At 65.7% G+C, this 26,074-nt stretch carries 17 protein-coding genes; 3 read left to right on the top strand and 14 right to left on the bottom strand.

Annotation, left to right across the window (positions count from 1 at the left end; translation table 11 throughout):
- Positions 1–207: 207 nt before the first annotated feature.
- On the bottom strand, positions 208–2,778 hold the full coding sequence (locus tag AC6RV7_RS12240) for a M16 family metallopeptidase (protein ID WP_500094281.1): 2,571 nt from the start codon (positions 2,776–2,778) through the stop codon (positions 208–210).
- 75 nt (positions 2,779–2,853) lie between these two features.
- Positions 2,854–3,285: a Minf_1886 family protein gene (locus tag AC6RV7_RS12235; RefSeq protein WP_500094280.1), complete on the bottom strand. Its 432-nt coding sequence runs from the start codon at positions 3,283–3,285 to the stop codon at positions 2,854–2,856.
- A gap of 151 nt (positions 3,286–3,436) precedes the next feature.
- On the opposite strand from AC6RV7_RS12235, the gene AC6RV7_RS12230 reads away from it, so the two are divergent.
- The gene (locus AC6RV7_RS12230) at positions 3,437–3,955 is read left to right on the top strand and encodes a Fur family transcriptional regulator (protein ID WP_500094279.1); all 519 of its coding nucleotides are present in this window, start codon (positions 3,437–3,439) and stop codon (positions 3,953–3,955) included.
- A gap of 138 nt (positions 3,956–4,093) precedes the next feature.
- On the opposite strand, the gene AC6RV7_RS12225 is transcribed toward AC6RV7_RS12230, so the two are convergent.
- From AC6RV7_RS12225 to AC6RV7_RS12170, 12 genes are all read right to left on the bottom strand, one after another.
- A complete protein-coding gene (locus tag AC6RV7_RS12225; RefSeq protein ID WP_500094278.1) occupies positions 4,094–5,575 on the bottom strand; it encodes a DNA polymerase Y family protein in 1,482 nt (493 codons plus the stop codon).
- Complete coding sequence (locus tag AC6RV7_RS12220) at positions 5,565–6,212, bottom strand: hypothetical protein (RefSeq protein ID WP_500094277.1); 648 nt, start codon at positions 6,210–6,212, stop codon at positions 5,565–5,567. The genes AC6RV7_RS12225 and AC6RV7_RS12220 overlap by 11 nt, the downstream gene beginning before the upstream one ends.
- 96 nt (positions 6,213–6,308) lie before the next feature.
- Positions 6,309–6,908, bottom strand: coding sequence for a transcriptional repressor LexA (lexA, locus tag AC6RV7_RS12215; protein WP_500094276.1), 600 nt, complete (start codon positions 6,906–6,908; stop codon positions 6,309–6,311).
- A 64-nt stretch (positions 6,909–6,972) separates the two neighbouring features.
- The gene (locus tag AC6RV7_RS12210; protein ID WP_500094275.1) at positions 6,973–9,027 is read right to left on the bottom strand and encodes an ABC transporter ATP-binding protein; all 2,055 of its coding nucleotides are present in this window, start codon (positions 9,025–9,027) and stop codon (positions 6,973–6,975) included.
- 1 nt (position 9,028) lies between these two features.
- Positions 9,029–10,183, bottom strand: coding sequence for an ABC transporter permease (locus AC6RV7_RS12205; RefSeq protein ID WP_500094274.1), 1,155 nt, complete (start codon positions 10,181–10,183; stop codon positions 9,029–9,031).
- Complete coding sequence (locus tag AC6RV7_RS12200; protein ID WP_500094273.1) at positions 10,180–13,500, bottom strand: ABC transporter substrate-binding protein; 3,321 nt, start codon at positions 13,498–13,500, stop codon at positions 10,180–10,182. The genes AC6RV7_RS12205 and AC6RV7_RS12200 overlap by 4 nt, the downstream gene beginning before the upstream one ends.
- A gap of 65 nt (positions 13,501–13,565) precedes the next feature.
- Positions 13,566–14,948 (bottom strand): Gfo/Idh/MocA family protein, encoded by a 1,383-nt coding sequence (locus tag AC6RV7_RS12195; RefSeq protein ID WP_500094272.1) that lies wholly within the window; start codon positions 14,946–14,948, stop codon positions 13,566–13,568.
- A 75-nt stretch (positions 14,949–15,023) separates the two neighbouring features.
- On the bottom strand, positions 15,024–16,694 hold the full coding sequence (locus tag AC6RV7_RS12190; protein WP_500094271.1) for an arylsulfatase: 1,671 nt from the start codon (positions 16,692–16,694) through the stop codon (positions 15,024–15,026).
- Positions 16,695–16,712: 18 nt separating this feature from the next.
- Positions 16,713–16,913, bottom strand: coding sequence for a hypothetical protein (locus AC6RV7_RS12185; RefSeq protein WP_500094270.1), 201 nt, complete (start codon positions 16,911–16,913; stop codon positions 16,713–16,715).
- On the bottom strand, positions 16,910–18,958 hold the full coding sequence (locus tag AC6RV7_RS12180; RefSeq protein WP_500094269.1) for an alpha-glucuronidase family glycosyl hydrolase: 2,049 nt from the start codon (positions 18,956–18,958) through the stop codon (positions 16,910–16,912). The genes AC6RV7_RS12185 and AC6RV7_RS12180 overlap by 4 nt, the downstream gene beginning before the upstream one ends.
- Positions 18,959–19,032: 74 nt before the next feature.
- Entirely contained in the window at positions 19,033–20,538 is a 1,506-nt protein-coding gene (locus tag AC6RV7_RS12175; RefSeq protein ID WP_500094268.1) for a sulfatase family protein, read from the bottom strand.
- Between the two features lie 20 nt (positions 20,539–20,558).
- Positions 20,559–23,477 (bottom strand): TonB-dependent receptor, encoded by a 2,919-nt coding sequence (locus AC6RV7_RS12170; protein ID WP_500094267.1) that lies wholly within the window; start codon positions 23,475–23,477, stop codon positions 20,559–20,561.
- A 402-nt stretch (positions 23,478–23,879) separates the two neighbouring features.
- Between AC6RV7_RS12170 and AC6RV7_RS12165 the strand changes: the two genes are divergently transcribed.
- Positions 23,880–25,118: a substrate-binding domain-containing protein gene (locus AC6RV7_RS12165; protein WP_500094266.1), complete on the top strand. Its 1,239-nt coding sequence runs from the start codon at positions 23,880–23,882 to the stop codon at positions 25,116–25,118.
- The gene (locus AC6RV7_RS12160) at positions 25,115–26,074 is read left to right on the top strand and encodes a formylglycine-generating enzyme family protein (RefSeq protein WP_500094265.1); all 960 of its coding nucleotides are present in this window, start codon (positions 25,115–25,117) and stop codon (positions 26,072–26,074) included. Before AC6RV7_RS12165 ends, AC6RV7_RS12160 begins: the two co-directional genes overlap by 4 nt.

Genomic DNA, 26,074 nt, shown 5'->3' with positions numbered 1-26,074 from the left:
CGCGTTCGGCAGATGGGCCGCGAACGCGGACAGCTGGGAAGGCCGTCTCCCCTGGCTGTCGGGACGAGGGCCGCTACCTAGCTCTAGCCTCTAGCCACTCGCCTCTCGGTTTCATCTAAGCCCGAAAGCTTTCAGCTCGCCGCGTGACGCCGCGCCTTCATCTCCGATCTTCCATCTCCGCGGCGGCAAAGCCGCGGCTCGGCCGATTCATGGTGCAACCACGAGCTGCGTTCGCAGCTCCCGGCGGAAATACCGCGCCGCAAACGCCGCGAGATCGGCAATCGTCACCGCTTCGATGCGCGCATCGTAGTTTTTCCAGTCGTTGATCGGCTGTCCCTGCAGCGCGTTCAATGCCGCCTGCATCGCGCGCGAACTGTTGGTCTGCAGGCTTTGGCGCCGCCCGGCTTTCAGTCGGGTCTGGCAGCGGGCCAACTCCTCCGGCTCCACCCCGCCCACACGCATGCGTTCGATCTCCGCGTCGATCTCGGCGAGCACCTCGACCTCGCGACCCGGCTGCGTGCCGGCGAAGAAATAAAACATGCCCGTATCCAAACCGACCACACGCGCCGACCGCACGAAATACGCGAGACCCTTCTCCTCGCGCACGCGCTCGAACAGACGCGAGGCCATCCCGCTGAAAATCTCGTCGGCCACTTCGCCGACGTAAAAGTCGTCGGCATTCACGCGCGGTCCGGGAAACGCCTGCGCCACCACCGCCTGCTCGCGCGGCTGCTTTTCCACGAACTCGCCGGCTTCGGCCGGAAGCCGTCGCGCCGCATCGGCGACCTCCACCCGCGGTGCCGCGGTGCGGGGCAGTTTCGCGAGGAAGCGTTTCAGCTTCGGCGCGAGCACGCGCGGCTCGAAATCCCCTGCGACCGCGAGCACGACATTCGGCCCCACCGCCAGCCGGCGCAAAAGGCGCGCGAGATCCGCCGGCGCGAGGTTCTTGAGCCCGTCCTGGTCTCCCTGCGCGTCGAACGCGAGCGGATGCGGGCCGAAGAATCTTTGCCGCAGACGCTTTCGCGCGAGGGTGACGACGTCGTCCTCGTCCTGCTGCAGAGCCGCGATCTGCGCGTCACGCTCGAGCTGGAACGTCGCCGGCTTGAACCGCGGCGAGCGTATTGCCTGCTCCAATACCGAGAGCGCCCGGTCCGCATCCGGCGGCAGCACCTCGACGGCCAGCCCGACGCTGTTGTTGCCGGAAACCGGATGCAGCGAACCGCCCACCGATTCGATGAACTCCGCGACCTGCGCGGCGCTGCGCAGACGCGTGTCCTTGGTGAGCATCGTCGCCAGCAGCGCGGTCGCGCCGCGCTTGGCCGGCTCCTCGAAAAGCGGTCCGCCGGTCATCATCAGCCGGAAGTGCAGATTCGGCAGCCGGCGATCCGGTTGGAGCAAGAGGCGCGCGCCATTGGGAAGCTTCATTTCCGTGAAGTCCGGCCGGGCCGCCTGCGCCGCCGCCGGGATGGCAGAGGACTTGTTTTTCTCCGGCGGATTCTGCGAGACCGACGTCAGGCGCTCCGGCGCGAGATACTCGCCGAGCGCGCGTTTCAGATCCGCAGGCCGCACCTGCTCGAGCTGTTGGAAATACGCGCGGCTGTGGTCGAGGTCGCCGACGACGACCTCCGCCGCGCCGAGACGCGAGGCCTGGCCGCTCATCGTTTTGCGCGTGTTGATTTCGCTGACCACGAGTTGCCGCACGACCTTCTTCACCTGCGCCGGCGTGAAACCGCGCCGCAGGTGCCGGGCGAGGCAGCGTTGGATCGCGTCCACGGCCGCGAGGCGTTGGTCGGCGTCCGCCGTGAATGAAATGCAAAACAAACCGCTGGAACCCGGGTTCCAGCTCGACGCGTCGATGGAGTGAACGAGCCCCGCCTTTTCGCGGATTTCCTGCCAGAGGATCGAACTGTCGCCGCCGCCCAGCACGCCGGCCAGCAGGTCCAGCACGGGCGCGTCGGCATGCGTGAGTCCGGGAATCGGCCAGGCGAGTGCCGCCCGCGAAACCTCCACGTCTTCGAAACGGTGTTCGCTCCGCGGGCCGAGTTGCAGGGGCTCGGCCGGCACCAGCACCGGTGCGAGCCGCCGGCGCGGCGCGGCGCCGAAATGCCGCTCCACCGCCGCGCGCGTCGCGGCGACATCGATGTCACCGACGATCACCACCACGAGATTGTTGGGCGCGTAACGATCCTGGTAATACGCCACGAGATCTTCGCGCGTGACGGCGGAGAAAATTTCACGATGCCCGATGATCGGCTGGCGATACGGATGCTCGCGAAACGAGGTTTCGAAAAGGGTTTCCCACAGCCGGTTGTCCGGATCGTCCTTCGTCATCGCGATCTCGCGCAAGATGACCTCTTTTTCCTTCGCGCATTCGTCGGCGGGAAGGGTCGAGTGCAGCACCGCATCCGCCAGCAAGTCGATCGCAACCGCGGTATGTTCGCTGGGCAGATCGATATAATAAACCGTGCGGTCGAAGGTGGTATAGGCGTTGATGTAGCCGCCATAGGCCTGAACCGTCGCCGAGATTTCGCGCCCCGCGCGCCGCTCGGTGCCCTTGAACAGCATATGCTCCAGATAGTGCGAGAGACCGGCGCCGAGTTGGGCGCCTTCATGGACGCTGCCGGTCTTGACCCAAACCTGCACCGACGCGAGGGCAGCGGAACGGTCGGGCTTGAGGATCAGCGTCAGTCCATTCGGCAGCACCGAACGCTCCACCGGCTCGCGCCAGAAGGGATCAAGCAGACGAAGGTCGGTGCGGGCGGGAGCGGTCTTGGGCATGATATAAAAACGAATGCGCCAGCGTCACGCCGGCGACAAGGTGTCCGCGTGGCGCTGGAATCAAGAAGGGCAACGTTACGCGGCCTCGGCGTTGAACGATCCGGGACGGACCGGCTTGGCCGGAAGGAAAGGCTTCACGAACGCGTCCTCGAAACTATACAGACCGGCGAAGTCCTCGCGACGATCGTTGTCGGTTTTGCTAAAGACGTTATATTCGATCAGGTTGAAGACGATTTCGCCGAAATCCGAGCACTGCCCGACTCCCCAGGAATTGAGCACCATCTTCGCGAGCGGTCCAAACTGCTCCAGCGCGTAAACCCGCAGCCCGTCCAGCAGTTCCGGACCCGACACATGCCGCGACCGCACGGCGCGGGCGCCTTCCTTTTTTTTCAACTCCTTGACAGTATGATCCAACCCCAGCCGAACGAACTCGTAAGCCTTTCGGTCATAGCGCGAATCTTCCTTGCAGATTAAGCCGACAATCTCGGCAAAGTCCGGATCTTGCATGTGTCGGCCCGAGATAGCACAGCGTTTCGGGCCGCGCAACTAGCAACCCGAAGGGCGCACTCAAGACGAAGCCTTTCAGGGAAAGACCTGATGCAAACTGCTGATTATAATCTCGGAAGGGACTGCTAGCGGGCGCATTCTTGAAGGTGAAATGATTGCATCGACTTCCACGAACCATCCGCTTGCGGATGCGAAGAACAACCCGGCGAAAAACCAAACGCCACTCGACCTCGCTTGCGCCCGCCTGAAAGCCGCTGGCTTGCGAATCACTCAACCGCGTATCGCCATTCTCACTGCGATGATCAATCGCGGCCAGCCGACCACGATCGAGCAGATCCACGCCGACTTGGAAAAAGGCTCCTGTGACTTGGTGACCGTTTACCGCTGTCTGAGTGCATTCGAGGAAATCGGCCTGGTCCGCCGGTCCTTCTATCATAACGGCACCAGCCTCTATACACTCAGCCAGGGCGAGGCACATCCTTATCACGTGGTCTGTAAAGAAACCAACCGCGTGCAGGAAATCGACCCCGCGACCACCGCCGAACTGCGCCGCAACGTCGAACAGATCGAGCAACTGCTGAAATCGCGCGGCTACAACAACGTCACGCACGTGGTCGAGTTCTTCGCCCAGGCGCCGCAGAACGCCGAGTCCTCGGCTCCCATCCGGTAAAGCGACGCCGGACGATCTCTTTCATCAACGCGGGCCCATGCCCGCGTTTTTTTTTGCGCGCGGCGCGCGCAGTGCGTTGTCCGCAGAATACACGGAGTGCATGGAAGGAGCGAAGGCGCCCGCGACTCCGTCGCGGCGTTAGTCGTATTCGCCTTCCAGGAACCAGCCCTGCGTCGTTCGCAACAAGCGGTAAACGCCACCGCCTTCCAGCTCGACGTCCCACTCCACGCGCTGCCAGCGCCGGCCGGCATCCCACCACTCGCCCGACCCGCGCCAAGGCCCCAGCCGGGCCTTCACCGCGCCGGCGGCCGCCGGCGTCCACACGTAAACCGGCGCCGCGCCTTCGAGTTCGACGGTCGCCGGCCGGGGTGGACGATATCGTCGCAGCGGCGGTCCGCGCCATCCCGTCCCTGCGCCGCTCCGCACCGCCGGGACCGCGGCGGCAGGCGCGGCCAGCGAGATCGCATCAGGGCGGTGCGAATCCTCCGCCACCGGAGCCCCGACGCGCTGGGGTCCAACCACTGCGGATACACGGGCCATGGTCTCGGCAAATCCATGCGGATCGCGCAGTTCGCTTTCGAAGAGCCCCTGCTGGCGCTCGAGCGGACGCGCCGGCCGGCACTCGAGCCGCACGCCGCAAATCGTGGCCGCCGTGTGCAGGGTTTCGAGATGCGTGTGCAGGACGCGAAAGAGCACGTCCTCCTTCGTCGTCGGTTCAGGCAGGCGAAACTCGCGCGCATAGCCGGTCTCGTCGCTCAACATCAGACCGAGCGTCAGTGCGCCCGCCGCCAGCCCGGCATTGCGCAATTCCAGCGCGAGCCGGTCGATAAATCGTCGCAGCACGAACAGCAGCGGTTCGAGCGTCTCCACTTCGTGTTCCAGCTCCAGCTCCGCCGCAAACGTGTCAGGCGGCGCGATCGGCTTGAGCGGCCGCGTCGTCTCGCCCGCGGCGCGCTCCCACAAGGCCAGCCCTTCCGGCCCGAGCCGCTGAACGACATCCGCCTTCGCCAGCGCCGTCAGTTCGCCGAGCGTCTGCACGCCCCAGCCCGCCAGAATCGCCGCGACCGGCGCGGAAGGTTCCGCTGTGGCCAGCGGCAGATCCCGCAGGAACTCCGCTTCCGCGCCGGGCGCGATGCATCGGCATCGCTCCGCCGCCCGCGCGGCATAAAGCGCCAGCAGCGGCGTCGCCGCGAGTCCCGCGGTGGCACGCAAGCCCAGTCGCTCGAGCTGCTCGAGAGCCTCCGCCAGCGCCGGTTCCCGTCGGTCGCCGGCGAGGCCGCCCACCTGCAACGTGCACACGCCCGGCGCGGTGGCCTCGACTTGCGGCGAAACGGAAAACGCCGCCGCCCACAATCCCGCCTTCGCCTCCTCTTCCGCGGCGGGTTGCGGCGTGCGCAACTGGATCGTCGCGCAACGCGCCATCGCCTGCGGCGCCGTCTGGCCGGGCTCGACGCCCGCCTGTGCGGCCTCGCGCGTGCAGGCGACGACCACCGGCGGCCGCAACCGGTCGTCGAGCAGCGCGACCGCGCGCCCCGCCAGCTCGCGTTCCAGCCGCAGAACCGCTTGTAGTGAAAAATCGGAGACGTGCAGGACGGCGAACATCGTGGCTTCAACCCGCACGCGTGGCGTTCATCCGCTGCCGCTGCACCTGGGGCGCGAGCGCGTGCGCCAGCGCCTCGCGCGGATCCGCCAGCGCCGCGAAGGGATGCGGCCGATTCAACTCCAGGCGCACGCGGGCGCTGGGCACCGTCACGAAGGGCGTGAACACCGCCAGCACGAGTCCTCCCGCCTCGACCGCGCGCTGCAACCGATACCAGAACGGCGCCGGCGTGCGCCGCAGCTCTTTCGCATCTGCCAGCCGCAAATCGAGCGCGACCAGCTGGAAATTCGCATCGCGCGCGAGAATGTCCGTCGCCCGCAACGCCGTCGCCGCGTCCGGACAGCGCGCCCAGACGACATGCCGCAGCCAGTCGTCCGGCCAGGACTGCGGATCGAAGCTGTCGCCCGCATCCACCAAGGCGACGCGCCCGCGCTCCCGCCGCACCGCGTGCAGCAACGCCCCCAGCAGCAGCTGGCCGCCGCAGCTCGGCGTCGCGCAGACGATCTCGCTCACCGCACCTGCCGGCAATCCGCCCAACGCCTCATCGATCGCGGGCACGCCGGTCGCCAGCGACGCTGCGGAGGTCGTGGTTCCGACCGGGAAACGCTCCGCGAGCAACTGGCGGAGTGACAAAAGCGTTTCGCGGGGAGCGGACATGGCAACGGCGTCGGTCAGGCGGACCATCCGTGGAAACGGGAAAAATCCGGCACGGCACGGCAGACATCGAAAACTGGGTCTTGGCTCCGGGTTTGATCAGCCCACCGCCCGGCGAATGACGCCGACCAGCACACCTTGAATCTCCAACCGCTGTTTCGGCACGATCACCGCATAGCGGGCGTTTTCCGGCTTGAGCGCCGGTTTGCCGCGGGACGAAACGAGGCGTTTGAGCGTCGTGGTGGTTTCATCCACGAGGGCGGCCACGATGTCGCCGGGTTTCGCCTCGCGCTGCTCCAGCACCGCAATGTCGCCGTCGAGAATATGGGCATCGACCATCGAGTCGCCGTGGACCTCGAGGCCCCATAATTTTTCCGGGCGATGGGCGCGAAACACCGCCGGATCGAAACGAAGCCTTTCGACCGGCTGCTGCTCCTGCCACGACGGCGCTCCGGCCGGAATCGTGCCATAGATCGGCAATTCGAAATGCCCTTGCACTTCGTGGACCTTCAAGCCCCAGGTGCCGTCGATCTGATGCAGCTGTCCCTTGCGCGCCAGGGCCCGCAGGTGATTCATCGCCGCGTTCTGGCTTTCGTAACCGAAATGGCGTTGGATCTGTCGCGTGCTGGGCGGTATTCCGCGCTCTTTCTGCACGTTACGGATGTAGTCGAGAATCGCTTCCTGTTTTTCGGTGAGCATGGCGGAAATGTTCATCTGAACACATGTTCGAATGAACAGCCGCTCCCGACTTTGGCAAGCGTCGTTAGGCCACCAGGTGCGCGTGGCAGGCCGCGAGGTGATCCGGTCCGACCTTCGCCAGTTCCGGCCGGTTCGCCTGGCAGGGCGCGAAACAGGCGCTGCAGCGCGGATGGAAAGCGCAGCCGACCGGCAGGCGGCTCGGGTCGGCGATTTCGCCCGGCACCGCCGGCGGGAGGCGAAGATCCGGATCGGGATGGGGCACCGCGGCGATGAGCGCCTTCGTATACGGATGCTGCGGATTGGCGAACACCTGCGCGGTCGGACCAATCTCGACCAGACGTCCCGCATACATCACGGCCACGCGATCGCACACGTGCCGGACGACGTCGAGATTGTGCGCAACAAACAGATACGTCAGCCCGAACTCGCCCTGCAGGTCTTTCAATAGATTCAACACCTGCGCCTGCACCGACACGTCGAGCGCTGACACCGCCTCGTCCGCCACGACCAATGCCGGCTGCAAGATCAACGCCCGCGCGATTCCGATCCGCTGGCGCTGCCCGCCGGAAAACGCATGCGGAAACCGATCGCGGTGCTCCGGCCTCAGGCCGACTTTGCGCAGGATCTCCCCCACCCGGTCGTCGAGTTCCGCGCCGCGCGCCAGCCCGTGAATGATCAGCGGTTCGGCGACAATCTGCCCGACCGTCATGCGCGGATTCAGCGACGCATACGGATCCTGAAAGATCATCTGCATCTCGCGGCGCAAGGGTTTGAGCGCACGCTCTTCCAACGTGGCGAGGTCCACCAGGCCCGTCCGCGAACGAAAAATCACTTCTCCGCTCGTCGGCTGCAACGCCCGCAGGATCGCCCGCGACACGGTCGTCTTGCCCGAGCCCGATTCGCCCACCAGCCCCAGCGTTTCACCCGGACGCAGGTCGAAGTTCACGTCGTCCACCGCTCGCACCACGCCAATCTGCCGGCGAACAAAGCCGCGGCTGTGAATCGGGAAAAACTTGCTCAGCCCGCGCACCGACAGCAGCGGTTCCGTTGCCGCCGCGTCTCCACCCGCGCGTGAAACAGCGGCGGCGGCGTTCCGCGGAGTTTTCGTTTGCTGCGCGGCAATCTCCTGTCCCCGAACGCATGCCACGCGGTGGCCCGCGGAAAACTCGTCGGCATCGGGCGGCCCGCCCACGTCGCAGCGTCCTGCCTGCGCGAACTCGCAGCGCGGATGAAACGGGCACCCCGGCGGAATCGCGTGCAACGACGGCACCGTGCCGGGGATCGATGCGAGCCGTGCCCCCCCGCGGTGGAACGACGGCAGCGAACGCAGCAGGCCTTGCGTGTAGGGATGACGCGGATACTTGAGCACCTCGGCCACTGGGCCGTGCTCGACGACCCGTCCGAGATACATCACCGCGACCTCGTCCGCGCTCTGCGCGACCACGCCGAGATCGTGCGTGATCAGCAGCACGGAGCAGCCGATCTCCTGCTGCAGTTCCCGGATCAACGTCAGGATTTGCGCCTGGATCGTGACATCGAGCGCCGTCGTCGGCTCGTCGGCGATCAGCAATTCCGGCCGGCATACGAGCGCCATCGCGATCACCACCCGCTGGCGCATGCCGCCCGACATCTCGTGCGGATACTGGTCGATCCGGCGTTCCGGATTGCCGATGCCCACTTTTCGCAACATCGCGATCGCGGTTTCCCGCGCCGCCGCCGCATCGAGAGGCTGGTGCAGCCGGATCGCCTCGACGATTTGATTGCCGATCGTGTGCACCGGAGACAGCGCCGTCATCGGTTCCTGAAAAATCATGCTCACGAGGCCGCCGCGCACGCGGTAGAGTTCCTCGTCTTCGTCGTCGAGCTGGGCCAGGTCCAGCGGTGCGCCGCGCGCGGGTCGCAGGATCATGCTCCCGTCGACGATGCGGCCGGGTTTTTGAATCAGCCGCAGGATCGAGGCGCTCGTGACGCTCTTGCCGCAGCCGGACTCGCCGACGAGCGCGAGCGTCTTGCCCCGCGGAATCGAAAATGTGACTCCGTCGACTGCCGGCAGCGCGCGGCCTTCGTCGGTGAAAAAATGCGTCCGCAGGTCGCGAACTTCGAGCACGTGGTCCGCCATGTCAGCGCGCGTTGTAGGGATCGGATGCGTCGCGCAGTCCGTCACCGAGGAAGTTGAAGGATAGCACCGTCAGCACGATCAGCACCACCGGTAGCAACAGCCAGGGATAGCTGCCGACGGTCTGGACGTTGAGACAGTCCTGCAGCAGCACACCCCAGCTCACAATCGGTGGGCGCAGCCCGAGCCCGAGGAAGCTCAACGCCGTTTCGCCCAGGATCATCGTGGGCACGCTGAGCGTCAGCACCACGATGATGTGACTCGTGAAGCCGGGCAGCAGATGTCGGAAGAGAATGCGGCCATGCGATGCACCGAGCAGCCGCGCAGCCACCGCGTAATCCTCCTCGCGCAGCGCGAGGATCTTGCCTCGCACGACCCGCGCGAGGCTCGTCCAGTTGAGCAGGCTGAGCACGATCGTGATCGCAAAATACGTGGTGAGCGGCGACCACGCCGGCGGCAGCACCGCGCCCAGCGCCAGCCAGAGCGGCAGGTTCGGAAACGAATTCACCACCTCGATGATGCGCTGGATAATATTGTCCACCCGCCCGCCGACATACCCGGAGACGCCGCCGACGATCACACCGAGCAGGAAGGTCACCACGACCGCAACCAGTCCAACCGAGAGACTGATGCGCGCGCCGAAAATCAGCCGGCTGAAAATGTCCTGCCCGTATTTGTCGGCGCCGAGAAAATAGAACGTGGGGGAAAACGCTTCCGTTTCCGGCATCGTCACCGCTGCGCGATCCACCCCCAGCAGGCGCCGCTCGAGCGGAATTAGGCCCCACAAACGGTAAGGTTCACCGCGCGCAAAAAACCTCAGCGGGATCACTTGCGACGGATCCTCGCGATAGATCTTCTGGAATGTCACCCGGTCTACGTGCCGCTGCACGCCGAGGACATGGAGTCCGTGCGACCAGGAAAACTTCGGCATCTGCGGCGGGCAATAAACGTAACGAAGGTCGCGCCACTGCGCTGGATACGGCGCCACGAATTCCGCCAGCGCCGCGAGTCCGTAGAGCGCGCCGAGCATGAACAGCGCCGCCACCGCGAGGCGATGCTTGAGAAAGCGCCGGCGAATCAGCGTCCACTGCGTCTCCGGCGCCGGCGCGACGGCGCCAACCAGGGGCTCGTTTAATACCGCGGATTCGCTCCGGCTCATCGCGCCCCTCCTTCGAGCCGGATGCGCGGATCGAGCCACAGCAGCAGCAGGTCGCTGACCAGCGTGCCGCACACGCCGAGCAGGCTCAGAATCATCAGCATCGAGCCGGCGAGATACACATCCTCCACCAGAACGGCATCGAGCATCACCGGTCCGATCATCGGCAAGCTCAACACCAGGGCGACGATCGCGCCGCCCGAAACCAGTTGCGGAAAAAGTCCGCCAAGTCCCGAGACGAACGGATTCAGCGCCAGCCGCACGGGATACTTGAACAGCAGCCGCAGCGGCCGCACGCCTTTCGCCCGCGCCGTCGTGACATAAGGCTTCTTCAACTCGTCCAGGAGATTGGCGCGCATCACGCGGATCATGCTCGCCGTGCTGCCCACCCCGAGCACCAGCACGGGAATCCACAGATGCTTCAGCAGGTCCGCGAATTTTTCCTGATTCCAGCCGGGCATGGTGGCAAACTCCGGCGAGAACAACCCGGACACCTTCAGCCCGAACCACTGGTTCGCCACCCACATCAGGATCACCGCGAACAGAAACGGCGGCACCGACATGCCCAGAAAACCCAGCAGCGTCAGTCCGTAGTCTCCTGGCGAATACTGCCGCACCGCCGAGTAGATCCCGATCGGCAGCGCGGTGAGCCAGGTGAAGACGATCGTCGCCACCGAGACGACCACCGTGAGCAGGATGCGATCGCCCACCACCTCGGCGACGGGTTTGTTGTGTTCCATCGAAAGTCCGAGATGCCCCTGCAGCAGGCCCGCATCCTCCGACCGAAGCGTGAAAAACCATTTCAAGCCGACCCACTGCAGGTAGCGTTGCGGCATCGGCTCATCGAGTCGGAAATCCCGCCGCAGGTCGGCGATCTGCTGCTCCGAAGCCCCGCCGCCGGCAAGTTCGAGCTCGGCGATCTTCGTCTCCACGAAATCGCCGGGCGGCAGCTGCACGATGAGGAAGACCAGGATCGAAACCACGAAGAGCGTCGGCACCATCAACAGCAGCCGCCGGCCGATGAACGGATGCCGCACCGCGACCGCCACGAGTCCGAGCGCTGCGACCGTAAACATCAACGTTCTCAACCAGCCGCCACTGCCGCCGGCCGCTGCCAGCGCCACGCCGCCGCCTTCTTCGTCTTCGGGCGGCGCGCCCGGCATCGGGGTCGCGGCGAGCATCGCCTGCTTGGTTTGCTCGACGGTGGCCGGCGGATCGCGGGGGTCGTCCCAGAAATAGAGTTCGAGGCCGGTATTGCCCGGCGATTGGAGATTCGCGCCGATCAGCGCGCGCGCGGGGACGTTGCGCAGGCCGTTGTTCACGACGGCCAGCTGCGGTGGCGGGGTGCTGATGCTGATGTGCCACAGGTGTTCCGCGCCGATATCGGTGATCTCCCGAAACATCGCGAGCCGCCGCGCCTCGTCCGGCGTGCGCAGAAGTTCGTCATAGAGCTCCATCGTCCGGCGCAGCGGATGACCCGGCGGCGGCTCGATGGCGTTGGGCCGCTGCGCCGCGGGATTTCCGCAGAGTCCGCCGTTTTGAAACCAGATGCCAAAACCGGGCGCGAACGTGGACCAGCGGTAAGTCGGCACGAAGCTGCGCGGCTCGATCAAAGGATAGAATTCGCTCTCGCTCGTGTAGACCGTGAAGTCGTGGGCGTAACCGTTCATCTCCGACTCGAAGAGCTTTCGCGCCTTGATGCGCGGCACGCAGCGAATGCCGACGCGCGCCCAGTCATCGACGACGAATTGCGCCGGCCCGTTGCCCGTCATGTCGGTCATGTGCATGAACCACGTCATGCGCGTGCCGTCGGGAAAGGTGCGAAAACCCTCGCGATCGCGTCGCGCGAGACCGGCGGCATCGAGCAACGCGTTCGCGCGCGCCGGATCGAATTCCGTGAAAGCGTGCATCAACCGCTCGTTGTGAAACGGCGAGTCCGGCCCGGGATCGACCTGCGCGGGTTCGGTCTGGTCGTTGAACTCCGCCGAGATGATCGCCCGCCGGTCGATCGCGAGCGAAAGCGCCTGGCGAAAACGGTCGTCGTTGAGCAGCGCGTGCTTCTTCGCGGAATCCGGATCGTCGGGATCGATGCGGCGATTGAGGTTCGGATAAATCGTGAAGACCGAACGCGTCGCCGGCTGCCAGTGATACACGCGGTAGCCGTTGCGCTTCGCCTCGCCCATCAGCAGCACGTAGTCCTCGTAGCGCACGTGCCGCTCCTGCATCGACGGCTGGCCCGTCGCGGCCGTGAGGCCGATGAGGTTCGACGGACGGATGTCCATCACGAGCCGGTCGAGATACGGGAGCTGGTTGCCGTCCGCATCGACCGCAAAGTAATACGGATTGCGGACGAACGCATGCGGCGCGTTCGCCGAATACACGCGGTAAACCCACGGCCAGAGGCGCGGATGCTCCGGGTTGAGGTGGTGCTTGAGCCGGCGATACACCGCGAGCGGACTCGACAGGCCGAGCGACTTCATCGCCGCCGCGATCGCCTCGCGATCGCCGATCTCGGGATGAAATTTTCGCAGGTAATGCGCCGGCGTGCAGTATTCCGCGTAGAGCTGCGGGTCGCCGCTGACGCCCGCCACCCGCTCGAGAAACAGCGGATTGGGATGCTCGAAAACGAACTTCACCCGCAGGCGGTCGATTTTCTCCACGCGACCGAGACCGCCGCTCGCCCGCAACACGCGGGGCGACGCTTTGAAATACTTCACCTCGTGCTCATACCAATACGCGATGTCGTCCGCCGTGAACGGCTGTCCGTCAGACCAGCGCATTCCTTCGCGCAGCGTGAACGTCCACTCCCGCGCATCCGCCGACATCGTCCACGCCTTCGCGATGTGCGGCACGATTGGTCCGCCCTGCGGCGACCAGCGCACGAGATTCGGATACGACAACCGCCAGTAGATCGTGCGAAGATCCTCGATCGAATTCGCCAGCCGATACCACGTGCCGCCGTAGCGCCCCACGCCCTCCGGTCCCGCCATCACGACCGGCTCCGGACCGACGCGGCTCGCCACCGGCTCGATTCTTCCGTCGCGCACCAGTTCGGCGAGAACCGGAGCCTCGCCCTTTGGCCACCATGCTGCGCCAGCGCCCGCCGCATAATCGACCTCGCGCACCAACACAGGCAGCTTCCCGCGATCGAAACGCGTGTCGCGCCGGGCCGCGCTTTCCGCGATCTCCTCCGCCGAATGCTGCGGCAGCGGCGCCGACAAATCCGGGCTCAGCAGGCGACCGAAAAATCCCAGCAACGCCAGCACGCTGAGGAAAGCGGCGGCCAGTCCGGCCAGGATAATGCAAAGGCGACGCAGCACGCGGTTTCGGGGAAACAAATTCCGGGGCGGCCGACGAAGCATCATGTAACGAACGGCGGCGAGCCTCAACGCCGCGAAAGTTCCGAGAGCGCGCGCACGCCCGGAGCCAGCTTTAGGAGATCGTCAATCCGCACGCTTTCGCCGCGCGCCAGCGAATGGTTCGCGGCGATCCCGACCAGAATCGAGGCCGCGCCTGCCTCGGGTCCCGCATCGCGCCCCAGCGTTTCCTCAGGCGGATGGGCGGAGAAAAAGTGCCGCCACATCGGCTCGTCGCCACCCCAGTGACCGCCCGGGCCGAGCGTGAGCCCGACATCATACGACGCCGCGAAATGGGGATAAACGCGGATGAACGCGCGCTCCGTCGCATGCCGCGGCGAGCCGCCGTTTCGTTCGGTCGAATCGGTCAGGCCTTCGTCGTTCTCGCGTTTTCCCGGGTTCGATTTCTCGAACAGATAATACTCGAGACGACCGCGATCGCCGTTGAATACGACGCGCATGCCTTCGCGGGAGCTGAAGGCATTGAGCGTGTAGGTCAGTATCGCGCCGCCACGGTAGCGCACGAGCACGCTGAGGTTGTCTTCGATGTCGATGCCGGCGCGAAAAACGTTTCGGTCGCGGATGTAGCCGGTCTCGTTTTCCGCCGCAAGATAGAGGGCTTTGAAACGGTCGTTGGCGGAAAGATCGAGGCGGAACGGATCGACCGCGGCCGCCGGCTCGCCGGTGTAACGCGGATAAACCGTTCGCGACGCCTCGCCGCGCGCCACGGCGTTGTCGCGACCGTAAAACATCAGCCCGCCCATCGCGAAAATCGTCTCGGGCACGGCGTCGAGCCACCAGTTCACCAGGTCGAAATGATGCGTCGCCTTGTGCACGAGCAATCCGCCCGAGGCGTCCTTCTCGCTGTGCCAGCGGCGGAAATAATCCGCGCCGTGTTTCACATCGAGCAGCCACTCGAGGTTCACGCTTTTCACCGTACCGATCGTGCCCGCGGCGAGGAGCTCGCGAACTTTCGTGTTCGGCGGCGCCCAGCGATAGTTGAACGCCACCGACACCTTTTGCTCCGGATGACGCTCCGCCGCGGCGAGGATCGCACGACATTTTTCGGCGTCGGTGGTCATCGGCTTTTCCGTGATGACGTCGCAGCCCAGCGCGAGCGCCCGCACGATGTAGTCGTGATGCTGCGAATCAATCGTCGTCACCACGACCGTCGACGGACGCCGCTCCCGCACCATGCGATCGAACTCGTCCGCCGGATAACACGGCACCGGCGGCGTGCCAAAACGCTCGGCCAGCCAGCGGGCCTGCGTCTCCCGCCGCACGCGGCTCAAGTCGCAGAAACCCACGATGTCGGCGTCCGCCGCATAGCGGCCCGCCAGTTCGGCGAGAAAGTTTCCGGCCCGATGCCCAAGGCCCACGAAAGCGAAGCGTTTTTTCAAAAGTTCAGCCATGTTGTAACCATTCCCCTCAGGAGGTGCGAAACGCCCGGCGCGGCGGCCGGGACGAAGCGGCGCGAATCCCGCCCGTCAGTCGTCCAGCTTGTTGCCGGACTTCTTGTCCGGCAGTTTGTCGACGCCGACCCGCCGCGACCACGCGTCCCACCGCCCGACCAGATCGCGCAACACCTCCGGACGCGCCGCCGCGAGGTCGTGCTGCTCCGCGCGGTCCGTCGCGAGGTCGAACAGTTTCCACTCGCCCTTCGGCAGCGCCACGATCTTCCAGTTGCCGCGACGGGCGGCGCGGTCGTGATTATATTCCCAATACAACGTGTCGTGGCCCTCGCGCTTTCCGTCCCGCAGCAGCGGCACCAGCGACCTGCCCTCGAGCGGCGGGATCGTCTCGCCCTGGAAACGCGCCGGATAATTCACGCCGGCAAGTTCGTAGAACGTCGGCGCCAGGTCCATGATGTGCGCGACGTCGTGCGTGATCGCACCGCCCTTGGTTTTCAGTCCGCGCGGCCAGTGGACGATGAGCGGCGACGCGTTGCCGCCTTCGTAACAGGTATCCTTATACGAATAGAACGGCGTATTGCTCACGTCGGCCCAGGGCGTGTCGTAGGTGTGAAAGGTTTCCATCGGGCCCGGACCGGCCGCCGGCACATCCTTCGGGCGCTCACCATAATGGTGCGTGCCGGAGGAGGCGCCGTTGTCGCTGAGGAACACGATCAGCGTGTTCTCCTCTTTCCCGAGTTCGCGCAGCTTGGCGCGCAACCGGCCGATGTTCTGGTCGACGCGGTCGATCATCGCCGCGTAAACCGCCATCTTCAGGTCCCAGTTGTCATGGTCGGGCACCTCGTCCCACGGCAGGATGTCGCCATGGTCGTCCCAGAATCGCGGCATCCACGGACCGGTGTCGCGAACGGACGCAAACCGGATGTTGCCCCGCGGCGCGAGAGGCGCGTCGGTCGGCAGCAGTCCCATCGCGCGCTGGCGCGCGAAACGTTCGGCGCGAATCCGATCCCAACCGGCGCGATAACGTCCACGATATTTCGCGATGTCCTCCGGCCACGCCTGGATCGGATAATGGGGCGCGGTGAAGGCGACATAGAGGAAAAACGGCTTGTCGTCCTTCTGTTCGTCGAGATAGCGGAGCGCGTAGTCGGTGAACGCATCCGTGGAATAGAACTTCGGATCCTCCGGCGTGTAGGGCTCGTAAACCTTGTCGTCGATGCCCCAGCGACGCGTCCACTTGTCGGTCGCGGGCGCAAGCTCGCCCGGCCGCTGCCGGCCGGGATTGAAGTGATTCGCCGCGCCGTCGTTCAAACCGAAGTAGCGCTCGAAACCGCGCGACACCGGCTGATCCTTGCCATGCCACTTGCCCACCATCCAGGTGTGATAACCCGCTTCGCGCAGCAATTCGGCCGCGGTTGCGCAGCCGCTCAGGTTGGCGGCGTTGCGCCCGAGCCCGGTCTGGTGCGGATACAGGCCGGTGAGCAGCGACGCGCGCGACGGAAAACATTTCGGCGTCGTGTAGAATTGGGAGAACCGGAGGCCATTCGCCGCGAGCGCATCGAGATTCGGCGTCTCGATCTCCGCGCCGTAAGGGCCGATGTCGGAATACCCCATGTCATCGACCATGATGAGGACGATGTTAGGCCGCGGCGCGGCCGCGTGAGCCGAAGGGAACTGCAGACCCGTCGCCGCCAGCAGAACAGCGAAGGCGGCGCGAGGGAAATGAAGTAGGGGGCGCAATGACATGAGGGAATCGAATTGAGATTAGTCGTCGCGGCGTCCGCTCGTCGCAGTCCAAGGCGTGAAGATCAGAGACGCGCGCTTCCGGCGAAGATTGAACCGCAACTGGGGCCGCTTCGGATGCGAGAGCGCGCCGATGTCCCTAGCCTGCCGCCGCCGTTGGAGACCCGCGCCATTCGTGACCAACGCGCCGTCCGCAATTCCCAGCCATGCGATGAACTTCATGGCAGCGGTCGGCGTTGCTCGTCCGGAATGCCGGAGAGGGTTTGAAAGTATCCGTTGAACGCGCGGCACCAGTCCTCCGCGTAGCCGATCTGGGCCTCGAGCCGTTCGCGCACATGCGCGAAACGCTCGTCGTCGATTTTTCCCCGCAGTTGCTCCCAGTCGCGCAGGAATCCGCGCACGCGTTCTACGCCCGCGAAGTGCCGGTCGTAAAGTTCCTGGATGAGCGTCCGGCCGTTCTTCAGCCGATGCGTGTAGGGCACATGATGCAGGAACAGCAGCAACTCCTCCGGGCAGTCCGTGAGGGTTTCGAAACGCGAACGCCACGGCTCAAGATACTGCCCCGCGTAACCGGTGCCGGTGGCGACCGTGCGATCGAAGCCGACGCCTGTCGCGGTGCCGCCGTGGTAGTCGGCGCGATTCGCGATGTCGGGATAAAAATGATCCACGCGCCGGCTCAGCAATCCAAGTCCGAGCGGCGAGGTGTAATCTTCAAACGTGCGCCATGATTCGAGGAGGATGCGGTTGACGACCGCGTTGACGTCCAGGTCCCGACCAAAGGTGAGCTGCGTCCATTCCGCGGCGATCTCTGCGGGCGTGAGCGTCGGATCCCAGGCGAGCCGTCCGAACGCATACGTGTTGGCCTGCGCCAGCAGATGGCCGGTCCAGTTGCGCGCGTCGCCGAGATTCATCACTCCGGCGATCGCGGCCAGTTCGCCGGCGAGGCGCGCAGGATGCGTTTCGCCGCGCGGCGGAAAATTCAGCACGTCGCTCCACATTGGCGCGAGGAAGCACACGTGTTTGTCCTGGCCCGTGTATTCCTGCGTGATCTGCAACTCGAGCGCCTGGGCCGTCGCCGGCATCGCGCCGAAGAGCGGCGACACCGGTTCCCGCACTTGGAAATCGAGCGGTCCGTTTTTGATCTGCAGAAACACATTCCGCGCAAACTTCCCGTCGAGCGGCTGGAAATGTCCGAACGCCTGCGTCACGCGATCCCCCGCGGTGCGGTCGTAGACGAACGCGCGCCAGAACACCGCGCCGCCGTGCGGTGCGAGCGCGGCGGCGATGGCGTTGGCGCCGTCGGCATGCGTGCGGCCGTATTTCATCGGACCGGGTTCGCCTTCGGAATCCGCCTTCACCACGAAGCCGCCGAAATCCGGAATCGCCGCATAAAGTTCGTCCACCTTCGCCCGCCACCAGGCCTGCACCGCCGGATCGGCCGGATCGGCGGTCGGCAGCCGGTCGATCAGGATGGGGCTGAAAAAATTGACCGAGATCGACAGCCGGACGCCGTAGGGTCGCAGGATGTCGGCCAGCGCCGCGAGCTTGGGCAAATACTCCGGCGTGAGCAGCCGCCAGCCCTCAAGGCCGCGCTTGGCTGTATTCACATTATTGATAACGATCCCGTTCATCCCCATGGCGGCGAGCAGGCGCGCCCAGTCGTGCAATCGCGGATCGATCCGATCCGGCAGCGCAGGCCAGTCGAAAATGGAATCACCCGCATAGCCGCGTTCGATCGACTCGTTGCGAAAAGTGCCGGAGCGGACGGGGTTATCCCAGTGATTGCCGACGCGCACCGCGAACCGCGGCGTCTCGGCGCGCTGCAGCCTCGCGAGCGGACGTCCGAGTTGGAGGTGCCGGAGCAACGCAAACGTGCCGTGCAGCACGCCACGATCGGTCTTGGCGGCGACGATCACCGCAGCCCTGCCCTCCCATGATCCGGCCTTGAGCAGGAATCCTTCGTCCCCCAACGACGTGAGTTCACCGGCCGCGGCCAGCGACGCGATCGCGGGATGATCGTCCCGCGTGCCGAGGATTATCCGGCCTTTTCCCGCCGCGCCACCCGCGATCGCCGGCCACGCCCGTTGCAGTTCGGCGCGCGCGGCTGCTATCACGGGACGCTCGGGCGTGACGATCCCGGCCGGGGCGAAGTGCGCGTATTCCGCCCGCCTCGTCGCGTCCGGTTCAGGACGGTAGCGCAGCCAAAATTCGTATCCATCCTCGGCGCATAGTCGCGACGCGAGCGTCAGGGCGAACAGCACCGCCACGAGGCCAGGATGGCGGCGACCGAAACACGGTGCGCCACGCCGGCAGGACGTAAAATACGGCCGCGACATCGGATTCAGGCCACCGGCAGTCGCGATGTCAGACGCGCCACCACGTCCGGGTGGTGCGCGGCGACGTTGGTGGTTTCGCGGGGATCTTTGTCGAGATCGAAGAGTACCAGCGGCAGTTCGCCCGCGCCGGCGGAAGAAGCGTCATCATAGTCGTCGTCCTCCTTCGATGCCGGTGCCGCCGGGTCGAAACCACGGATTAACTTGAAGCGTCCGTCCGTCGCCAGCCGCCAGTTTCCGTATCCGGACGTCGCATACGTCGCCGCCTGTGCTCCGCCCGCCGCAAGCAGCGGGCGGAGCGATCGGCAGTCCATCTCCGGCAATGCCCTGGCGCCGGCGAAGTCGAGAAAAGTAGCCGTCAGGTCGAGAGTCGAAACCGCGCCCCGATGGATCGCGCCGCGGCGCACGCCGGGGCCGCGCAGCACGAGCGGCACCGAGACCGAGGCCTGGTAAGGGGCGCGTTTGCCCCAGAGGCCGTGGTCGCCGAGCATGTCGCCGTGATCGCTGCTGAAGACGACAAGCGTGCGGTCCAGCTCGCCGCGGCGTTCGAGGGCCGCGAGGTAGCGGCCGAGCCAGCGGTCGATGTTTTCCACCATCGCCGCATAGGCGCGACGCGCCGCTTGATGTTCCGACGCGGTGAGCTCCGAGCGGCCAAACGGCGGCGCGAACTCCGTGTCGCGATACCATTCTGCCATCGCAGGGGTGATGTCCATCGGCGCGTGCGGTCCGGGAAAATTGACCTGCAGGAACCACGGGTGGCCGGACGAAAATCCCTCGAGCAGCTCGAGCGCCTGCTGCCCGACCCAGTTGTCGTTGTAGGTCTCGTCCGGAATCTGCACCGGCTCGGTGTAGGAATAATTGGGTGCGGGCCGACCCGCGCTTCGCCGGTCGCGGCGCCACTGGATATAGCGCTCCAGGACATCGCCGCCGCGATCGCGCAGCATTTTCATATAGGGCCCGATTGGATCGCGCAGCTGCGTGCCTCCCTTCAGCGTGTCTCCCTTCCCCTCGCTATCGAGTCCGTCGGTGAAACCCCATTCGCGGAAATAGTGGTGGCCGTCGACGCGGTGCTGGCCGTTGGGGCCCCAGCTGAAGGCCGGTTTGCGCAAATCGAGTTTTCCAGTCGAGCCGACCCGATAACCCTCGTCGCGCAACCGCGTGTAAACCGTCTCCACCGCATCGGGCAGCACGGCCTTGTTCGTGGGCACGCCGGCCCGGCCGAACGCGCGGCCGGTCGCCAGACAGGCGCGCGACGGCGCGCACAATGGCGACGGGCAGAACGCGCGGTCGAAACGCATGCCTTCCGCGGCAAGACGCGCGAGGTGCGGGGTGCGCACCGGACAGCCCGGCGTCAGGGCCGTCCAGTCGAACCGCAACTGATCGGGAAAAACGAGCAGGATGTTCGGGCGCTCCGCGCCCGCCGCCCGCAGCCACGCCGGCGCGCAGCCCAGCCCGAGCGCGCCCACGGCGGAGGCTTTGAGAAACTGGCGACGGGTGAGCGGACGGGCGGGCATGGCGGCAGAGCGATGGTGAATCAGAACTCCCAGGCAACGCCCGCGGAGTAGAACCGGCCGGTGTCGCCGTAGAAAAGCGCGCGGGACGGCGAGCCGTGATACTGCAGCTCAGGCGAATTCTGGAGGTTGTTCGCCGAGAGCTGCACGGTCCAGCCGCTGCGGAACTTGTAACCGACCTGCGCGTCGAGGCGGCAGTCGTCATCGAAGAACACGTCGACGTCCTGGCCGGCGAGTTCGCTGAGATATTTCGAGCGGAAGGAATACGAGACGCGCGCGTTCCAGCCATTCTTCTGGTAGAACAGCGCGACGTTGCCGACGGACTTCGCCTGCTTGAAAAGCGTGAAATTTTCGCCGGGACGCTCGGGGATATCGACGTCGGAATCGACGAACGTGACGTTGGCGTAGACGCCGAGACCATCGAACGGCGCGGGCAGGAAACGCAGCTGGTGCTGATAGCTGAACTCGACGCCCTTCAGCGTCGCCTCGCCCGCGTTGAGTTTCGTCACGAACTGGTAGTCATGCACGCCGGTGCCGTCGTCGAACGCGCGCGTGGTCGTGCTCGCGTAGATCGGACCGTCGAGTTGCTTGGCAAACACGCCCGCCGACAGGACGCCGACCGACGAGAGGTAGTATTCGGCGCTGAAGTCCCAGTTCTGCGACTCGGTGGGCTTCAGGTCCGGATTGCCGCCGGCGATGATGCGATCGGCCAGGTTGACGCTGAACGCCGGAACCATGTCGCCCGCCATCGGACGCGCGAGCGTGTTGGTCCACGCCCCGCGGAAGATGAGTTTCCGGCTGGCTTCGTAACGCGCGTGAAACGACGGGAGGACGTTGTCGTAAGACGAGGTCACGTGATAGCGCGAATAGCGGCTGCGGTCGGTGTTGGGCTTCGACGCATCGATCCGGGTGGCGCGGAAATCGAGATCCGTTTGCTCGTAACGCAGACCCGCCACGAACCCCCATTTGCCCCACTGCCAGTCGCCGCGGACGTAGCCGGCGCCGATGTCCTCATCGACGTTGTAGTCGTTCGCGAGCGAGTTGTTGTAGGTGTTGCCGAGGTTGGGCCGGAAGATTCCGGTATTGGTTGGGAACTGATCCGCCGCGGAGTCGTAGCCGGCGCCGCGATTCGCGAGGAAGAACTCCTGCATCTTGGCGGCGTCGACGCTCGGGCCGAAATCGTAGCGCCCGCGCAGATAGCTCGGGTCGATGACGACATTACCGCCGAGCCGGGGATCGTTGAAGTCGAGCGTGCCGCTCAGCACGGAGTCATAGCGCACGGGAGTGTTGTTGCGCGATTTGGAGTTCCAGCGCTGCTTGACGCCGGCGGAGAGCTTCAGCGGCTCGCCGGCCAGGGTGAAGCTGCGCGAGGCGTCGCCTTTCACCATCGTCTCGTCCTGCAGCAGGTAGTCGTTGCGCACGAGGAGCTGGTTGAAGCCGAGGCCGGCCGGATCGTAGAACGGCGTGCCGGTGAGCTGCTGGATTTCCCAGAAATGCGGATCGGTCTGATCGATGACGGCGCGGTTCGCATTCGCTTTGCTGACCCACTGGCCCTGCGTGGTGTTGAGGTCGCTGTCCGCGCGGTTGTAGGCGGCGGCGAGATCGAGCGACCAGTCGGGCTTCTGGACGGCGACGCCGCCGATCACGCCCTTCGAGGTGTCGTCGATGGCGCGCGGCTGGATCTGCCGTCGCGCGGTCGTGCGGGTGGTCGTGTAGCGCTGGAACGTGCCGTCGGAGGAAACGACGATCGGTTGCGTGAGATCGAGATTGCCGCCCGTGGCATTCACGCCGAGCGCGTAGCGCAGGCCGTCGCGAAGATTGAATTCGTTGAACGTGTTCGCAAAGCCGCGCACGTAGAAGCGCACGTCCTCGCCGAATTTCTTCTCGATCGCGCCGCTGATCGACTCGCGGGTTTTCTCCACCGTGACGTTGGTGAGGAGCAAGGTTGCGGGAAGGAATCCGGTGTAGGCGGTGCCGCCGGCGGTGACCTTGGTCGGCGTCCAGTTGTTGGTCTCAACGTTCTGCTCGAGTCCGTTGACGCGCTCGTAGCTGTAGGCGATCTGGATGCCCCAGTCTTTTTTCGCGCCAAAAATATCGCCGTAGCTCAACGCGCCACGATAGCCGAAATCGTCGGCGAGTTCGCTGTAGGTGGAGTGCACGTTCAGGTTCACCACGCGCCGCCCGGCGTCGAACGCGCTCTTGCCCTTCAGCACGATCGCGCCGCCGATGCTGTCGGCGTCCATGTCTGGCGTGACCGCCTTCACGACCTCGATACCCGAGAGCTGCGCCGATGGAAAGACGTCGAGCGACACGGTGCGCATGTCCTGTTCGGTACCGAGGATCGACATGCCGTCCAGCGTGACGGAGTTCAGGTTCGGAGCGGCGCCGCGGACGGTGATGAAACGGGCTTCGCCGCGCTGGCTCTCTGTATGAATTCCGGGGATACGTTGCAGCGACTCGGCGACGTTCTTGTCGGGGAAGTTGCCCATGGCGTCGGCGGAGATGACATTGCGCAGGCTGGAGGCGGTCTTCTGCTGGTTCAGCGCGCGAGCCTGACCCTCGCGCGTGCCCTCCACCTCGAAAGCGGCGAGTCGCAGCACTTCCGAACCGAGGGAAACGTCGAGCGCGGTCACGCCCGCGCCGACGGTCACCGGCTGGGTCGTGGTCTCGTAGCCGAGATATGAAAACGCCACCTCGTAGCTGCCCGGCGGCAGGCCCGTGACGCTGTAGGAACCGTCGCGCGCGGTGACCGCCGAGAAGGCGGTGCCGGACACCTCGACCTCGACGCCCTGCAGCGAGCTGCCATTGTTGGCGTCGCGCACCTGGCCGCGGAGCGCGCCGGTGGTTTGGGCCCGGGCCGCAGGCGGCACGAGCAGAAGAGCGGCGAACGCCAACGCCGCGAAATTGAGGATACGACCGGAGAGGAAACGGGATTTGATCATGACAGACGGGGACGGAACGAAGGAGGCCGGAGGCCGGAGAGGCGCCGCCCGTCTGTCGGGTAGGTCGCGGAAGGATTTCGCCGCGGAACGTGCGGAGTCGCGCGGGCGGAGTAAAGCCGCATTTCGGGCGGCACGCGTGAAAACGCGCGCACGGGCGAACGGAACAGAGGTCTGGGACGGGATCATGGGGCGGGGAGTGTGGGTCAGGAGCGCACCGGATGGGCCGGGACGCGGGGGAACGGCGCCGAGCTTAGGGAAACGCGCGGATCGGCGATATACGATTTTGCGAAATTCGTTTACGATTTTGCGAAATCGTTTGTCGCCGGCCGGAATTCCCGGCAACGTTGCCCATCGCTTGCTTTTGCCTGACCGGTCGCCCCGCCGCTCCCCTCGCCCGCCGCCATGATCCGCCTCCGCTCCGCCGCCCCCGCCCGCGCGCCGCGTTTCGCGATTTTCGTGCAGCTCGACACCGAGCACGGGCGCGGAATCCTGCGCGGCGTGGCGCAGTTCTTTCGGCAGTATCCCGAGGTCACGGTCCTGAAGTTCAACAAGCGCGGCCCCTTCGAGCGCGCGAAGCTTCAGGCGCTCGCGCTCGACGGCATCATCGCCAAGGTCGCCACGCGCGAAGACGAAACCCTGCTGCATCGGCTCGGGCTCCCCGCGGTCAACATCTCCGGCCAGCTGGAAACGCGGCGACTTTCCACCGTTGACACCGATGACCAACTGGTCGGTCGGCTCGCCTTCCGCCACCTGCACGGTCGGGGCTACCGGCATTTCGCGTTCTGTGGCAGCCGTCCGCATCTCGCCGCGCGTCACCGTTGGGAGGGTTTTCGCCAGGAGGCGGCGGCCCAGCATGCCTCCTCGGTGCGGCGCATTCTGCTCGAGCGCGAAGAGCAGAACGAACCATACCGCGAGTCCGAGCGCCGGAAGCTTGACCGCTGGGTGAAGGCACTGCCGAAACCGTCGGCGATCTTCGCCTTCACCGACCGTCTCGCGCTGGAGCTCGACGAGTCGTGTCACCGCAACCGCCTCCCCGTCCCCGACGAGGTGGCGATTCTCGGCGTCGGCAACGACCTCACGCGGCTCGAATTCGCCCAGGTCGACATCTCCAGCATCCAGCTCAACACGCAGCGCATCGGCTTCCTCGCGGCCGAAACCGTGTGGCACCAAGCGACCCAGTCGATCCGCCGGCCCCGCCGCCTCGTCGTGAGCCCGCTCAAGATCGTCGCCCGCCGCTCGACCGATCATTTCGCGGTGGCTGATCCCACGGTTTCGGACGCCCTCGACTACATTCGCGAGCACGCGGGTAACACCATTTATGTCGACGAGATTGCCCGCGCGGTCGGCGTTTCGCGCCGGCTGCTCGAGCGGAAGTTTCGACATACGCTCGGCTCCTCCATTTACGCCGAGGTGCAGCGCCGCCATTTCGAACGCGCGGTCGAATTGATGGCGGATCCCGATCTGACGCTCGGCGAGATCGCTTTTGCAGCAGGCTTTCCCAGCGCCCAGGTGTTTTCCGCTTCGTTCCGCCAGCGTTTCCGCGAGGCGCCCTCGACCTATCGCGAGCGGTTGTCCGGCCGCGCCGCTTCACCCCCGCCATCCGGCCAGGTCGCCGCCGGCCGGTCCCGTTCACGTCCATGACTGCGCCGATGAAAACCTGTTGTTCTCCGACGCGCGACGCGTCCGCGCCGTCGCCCGCCGCGCCGGTCTTCGCCCGGACCGCCGCCGGCCCGCTTGACGGGATGCGACCGATCCCCGGCGGCGAGTTCCTGATGGGCAACGACCGCGATTACGGTTTCGCGGACGACGGCGAGGGGCCGGTGCATTCGGTGCGGGTGGCGCCGTTCCATCTCGATGCGACGACGGTGACGAACGAGCAGTTCAACGCCTTCGTGAACGCCACTGGCTACAAGACCGACGCGGAGCGCTTCGGCTGGTCGTTCGTCTTCTACGCGCATCTCGACTCGCGGCAAAAACACGCGGTCCGCGCGTTCGTGCAGGGCAGCGAATGGTGGTGCCGCGTCGAGGGCGCGCACTGGCGGCATCCCGAAGGTCCCGGCTCGAACATCAAGACGCGCTGGTCGCATCCGGTCGTGCACGTTTCCTGGCAGGACGCGCTCGCCTTCTGCGCGTGGAGCGGGAAACGGCTTCCGACCGAGGCCGAGTGGGAGTTCGCCGCGCGCGGCGGACTGCCGCACCCGAATCGTTTTCCCTGGGGCGACGAACTCGAGCTGGGCGGCAAACACCTGATGAATGTCTGGCAGGGCACGTTTCCCGTTCATAACACGGCGGCCGACGGTCACGTCGGCACCGCTCCGGCGCGCAGCTACAAATCCAACGCCTATGGCCTCTCCTGCATGACGGGCAACGTCTGGGAATGGTGCTGGGACTGGTTTGACCGCGACTATTATCGCCATTCGCCGATCGAGAATCCTCGCGGTCCTGACTCCGGCGAACGACGCGTCATGCGCGGCGGCAGTTTTCTTTGTCACGCGAGTTACTGCAACCGCTACCGCGTCGACGCCCGCAGCAGCAACACACCCGACAGCAGCGCCGGCAACATCGGGTTTCGTTGCGTGCGCGATCGCGGCGATTGA

This window comes from Opitutus sp. sgz309028 (assembly GCF_059821195.1).
This window is presented reverse-complemented; position numbering and strand designations above follow the sequence as displayed.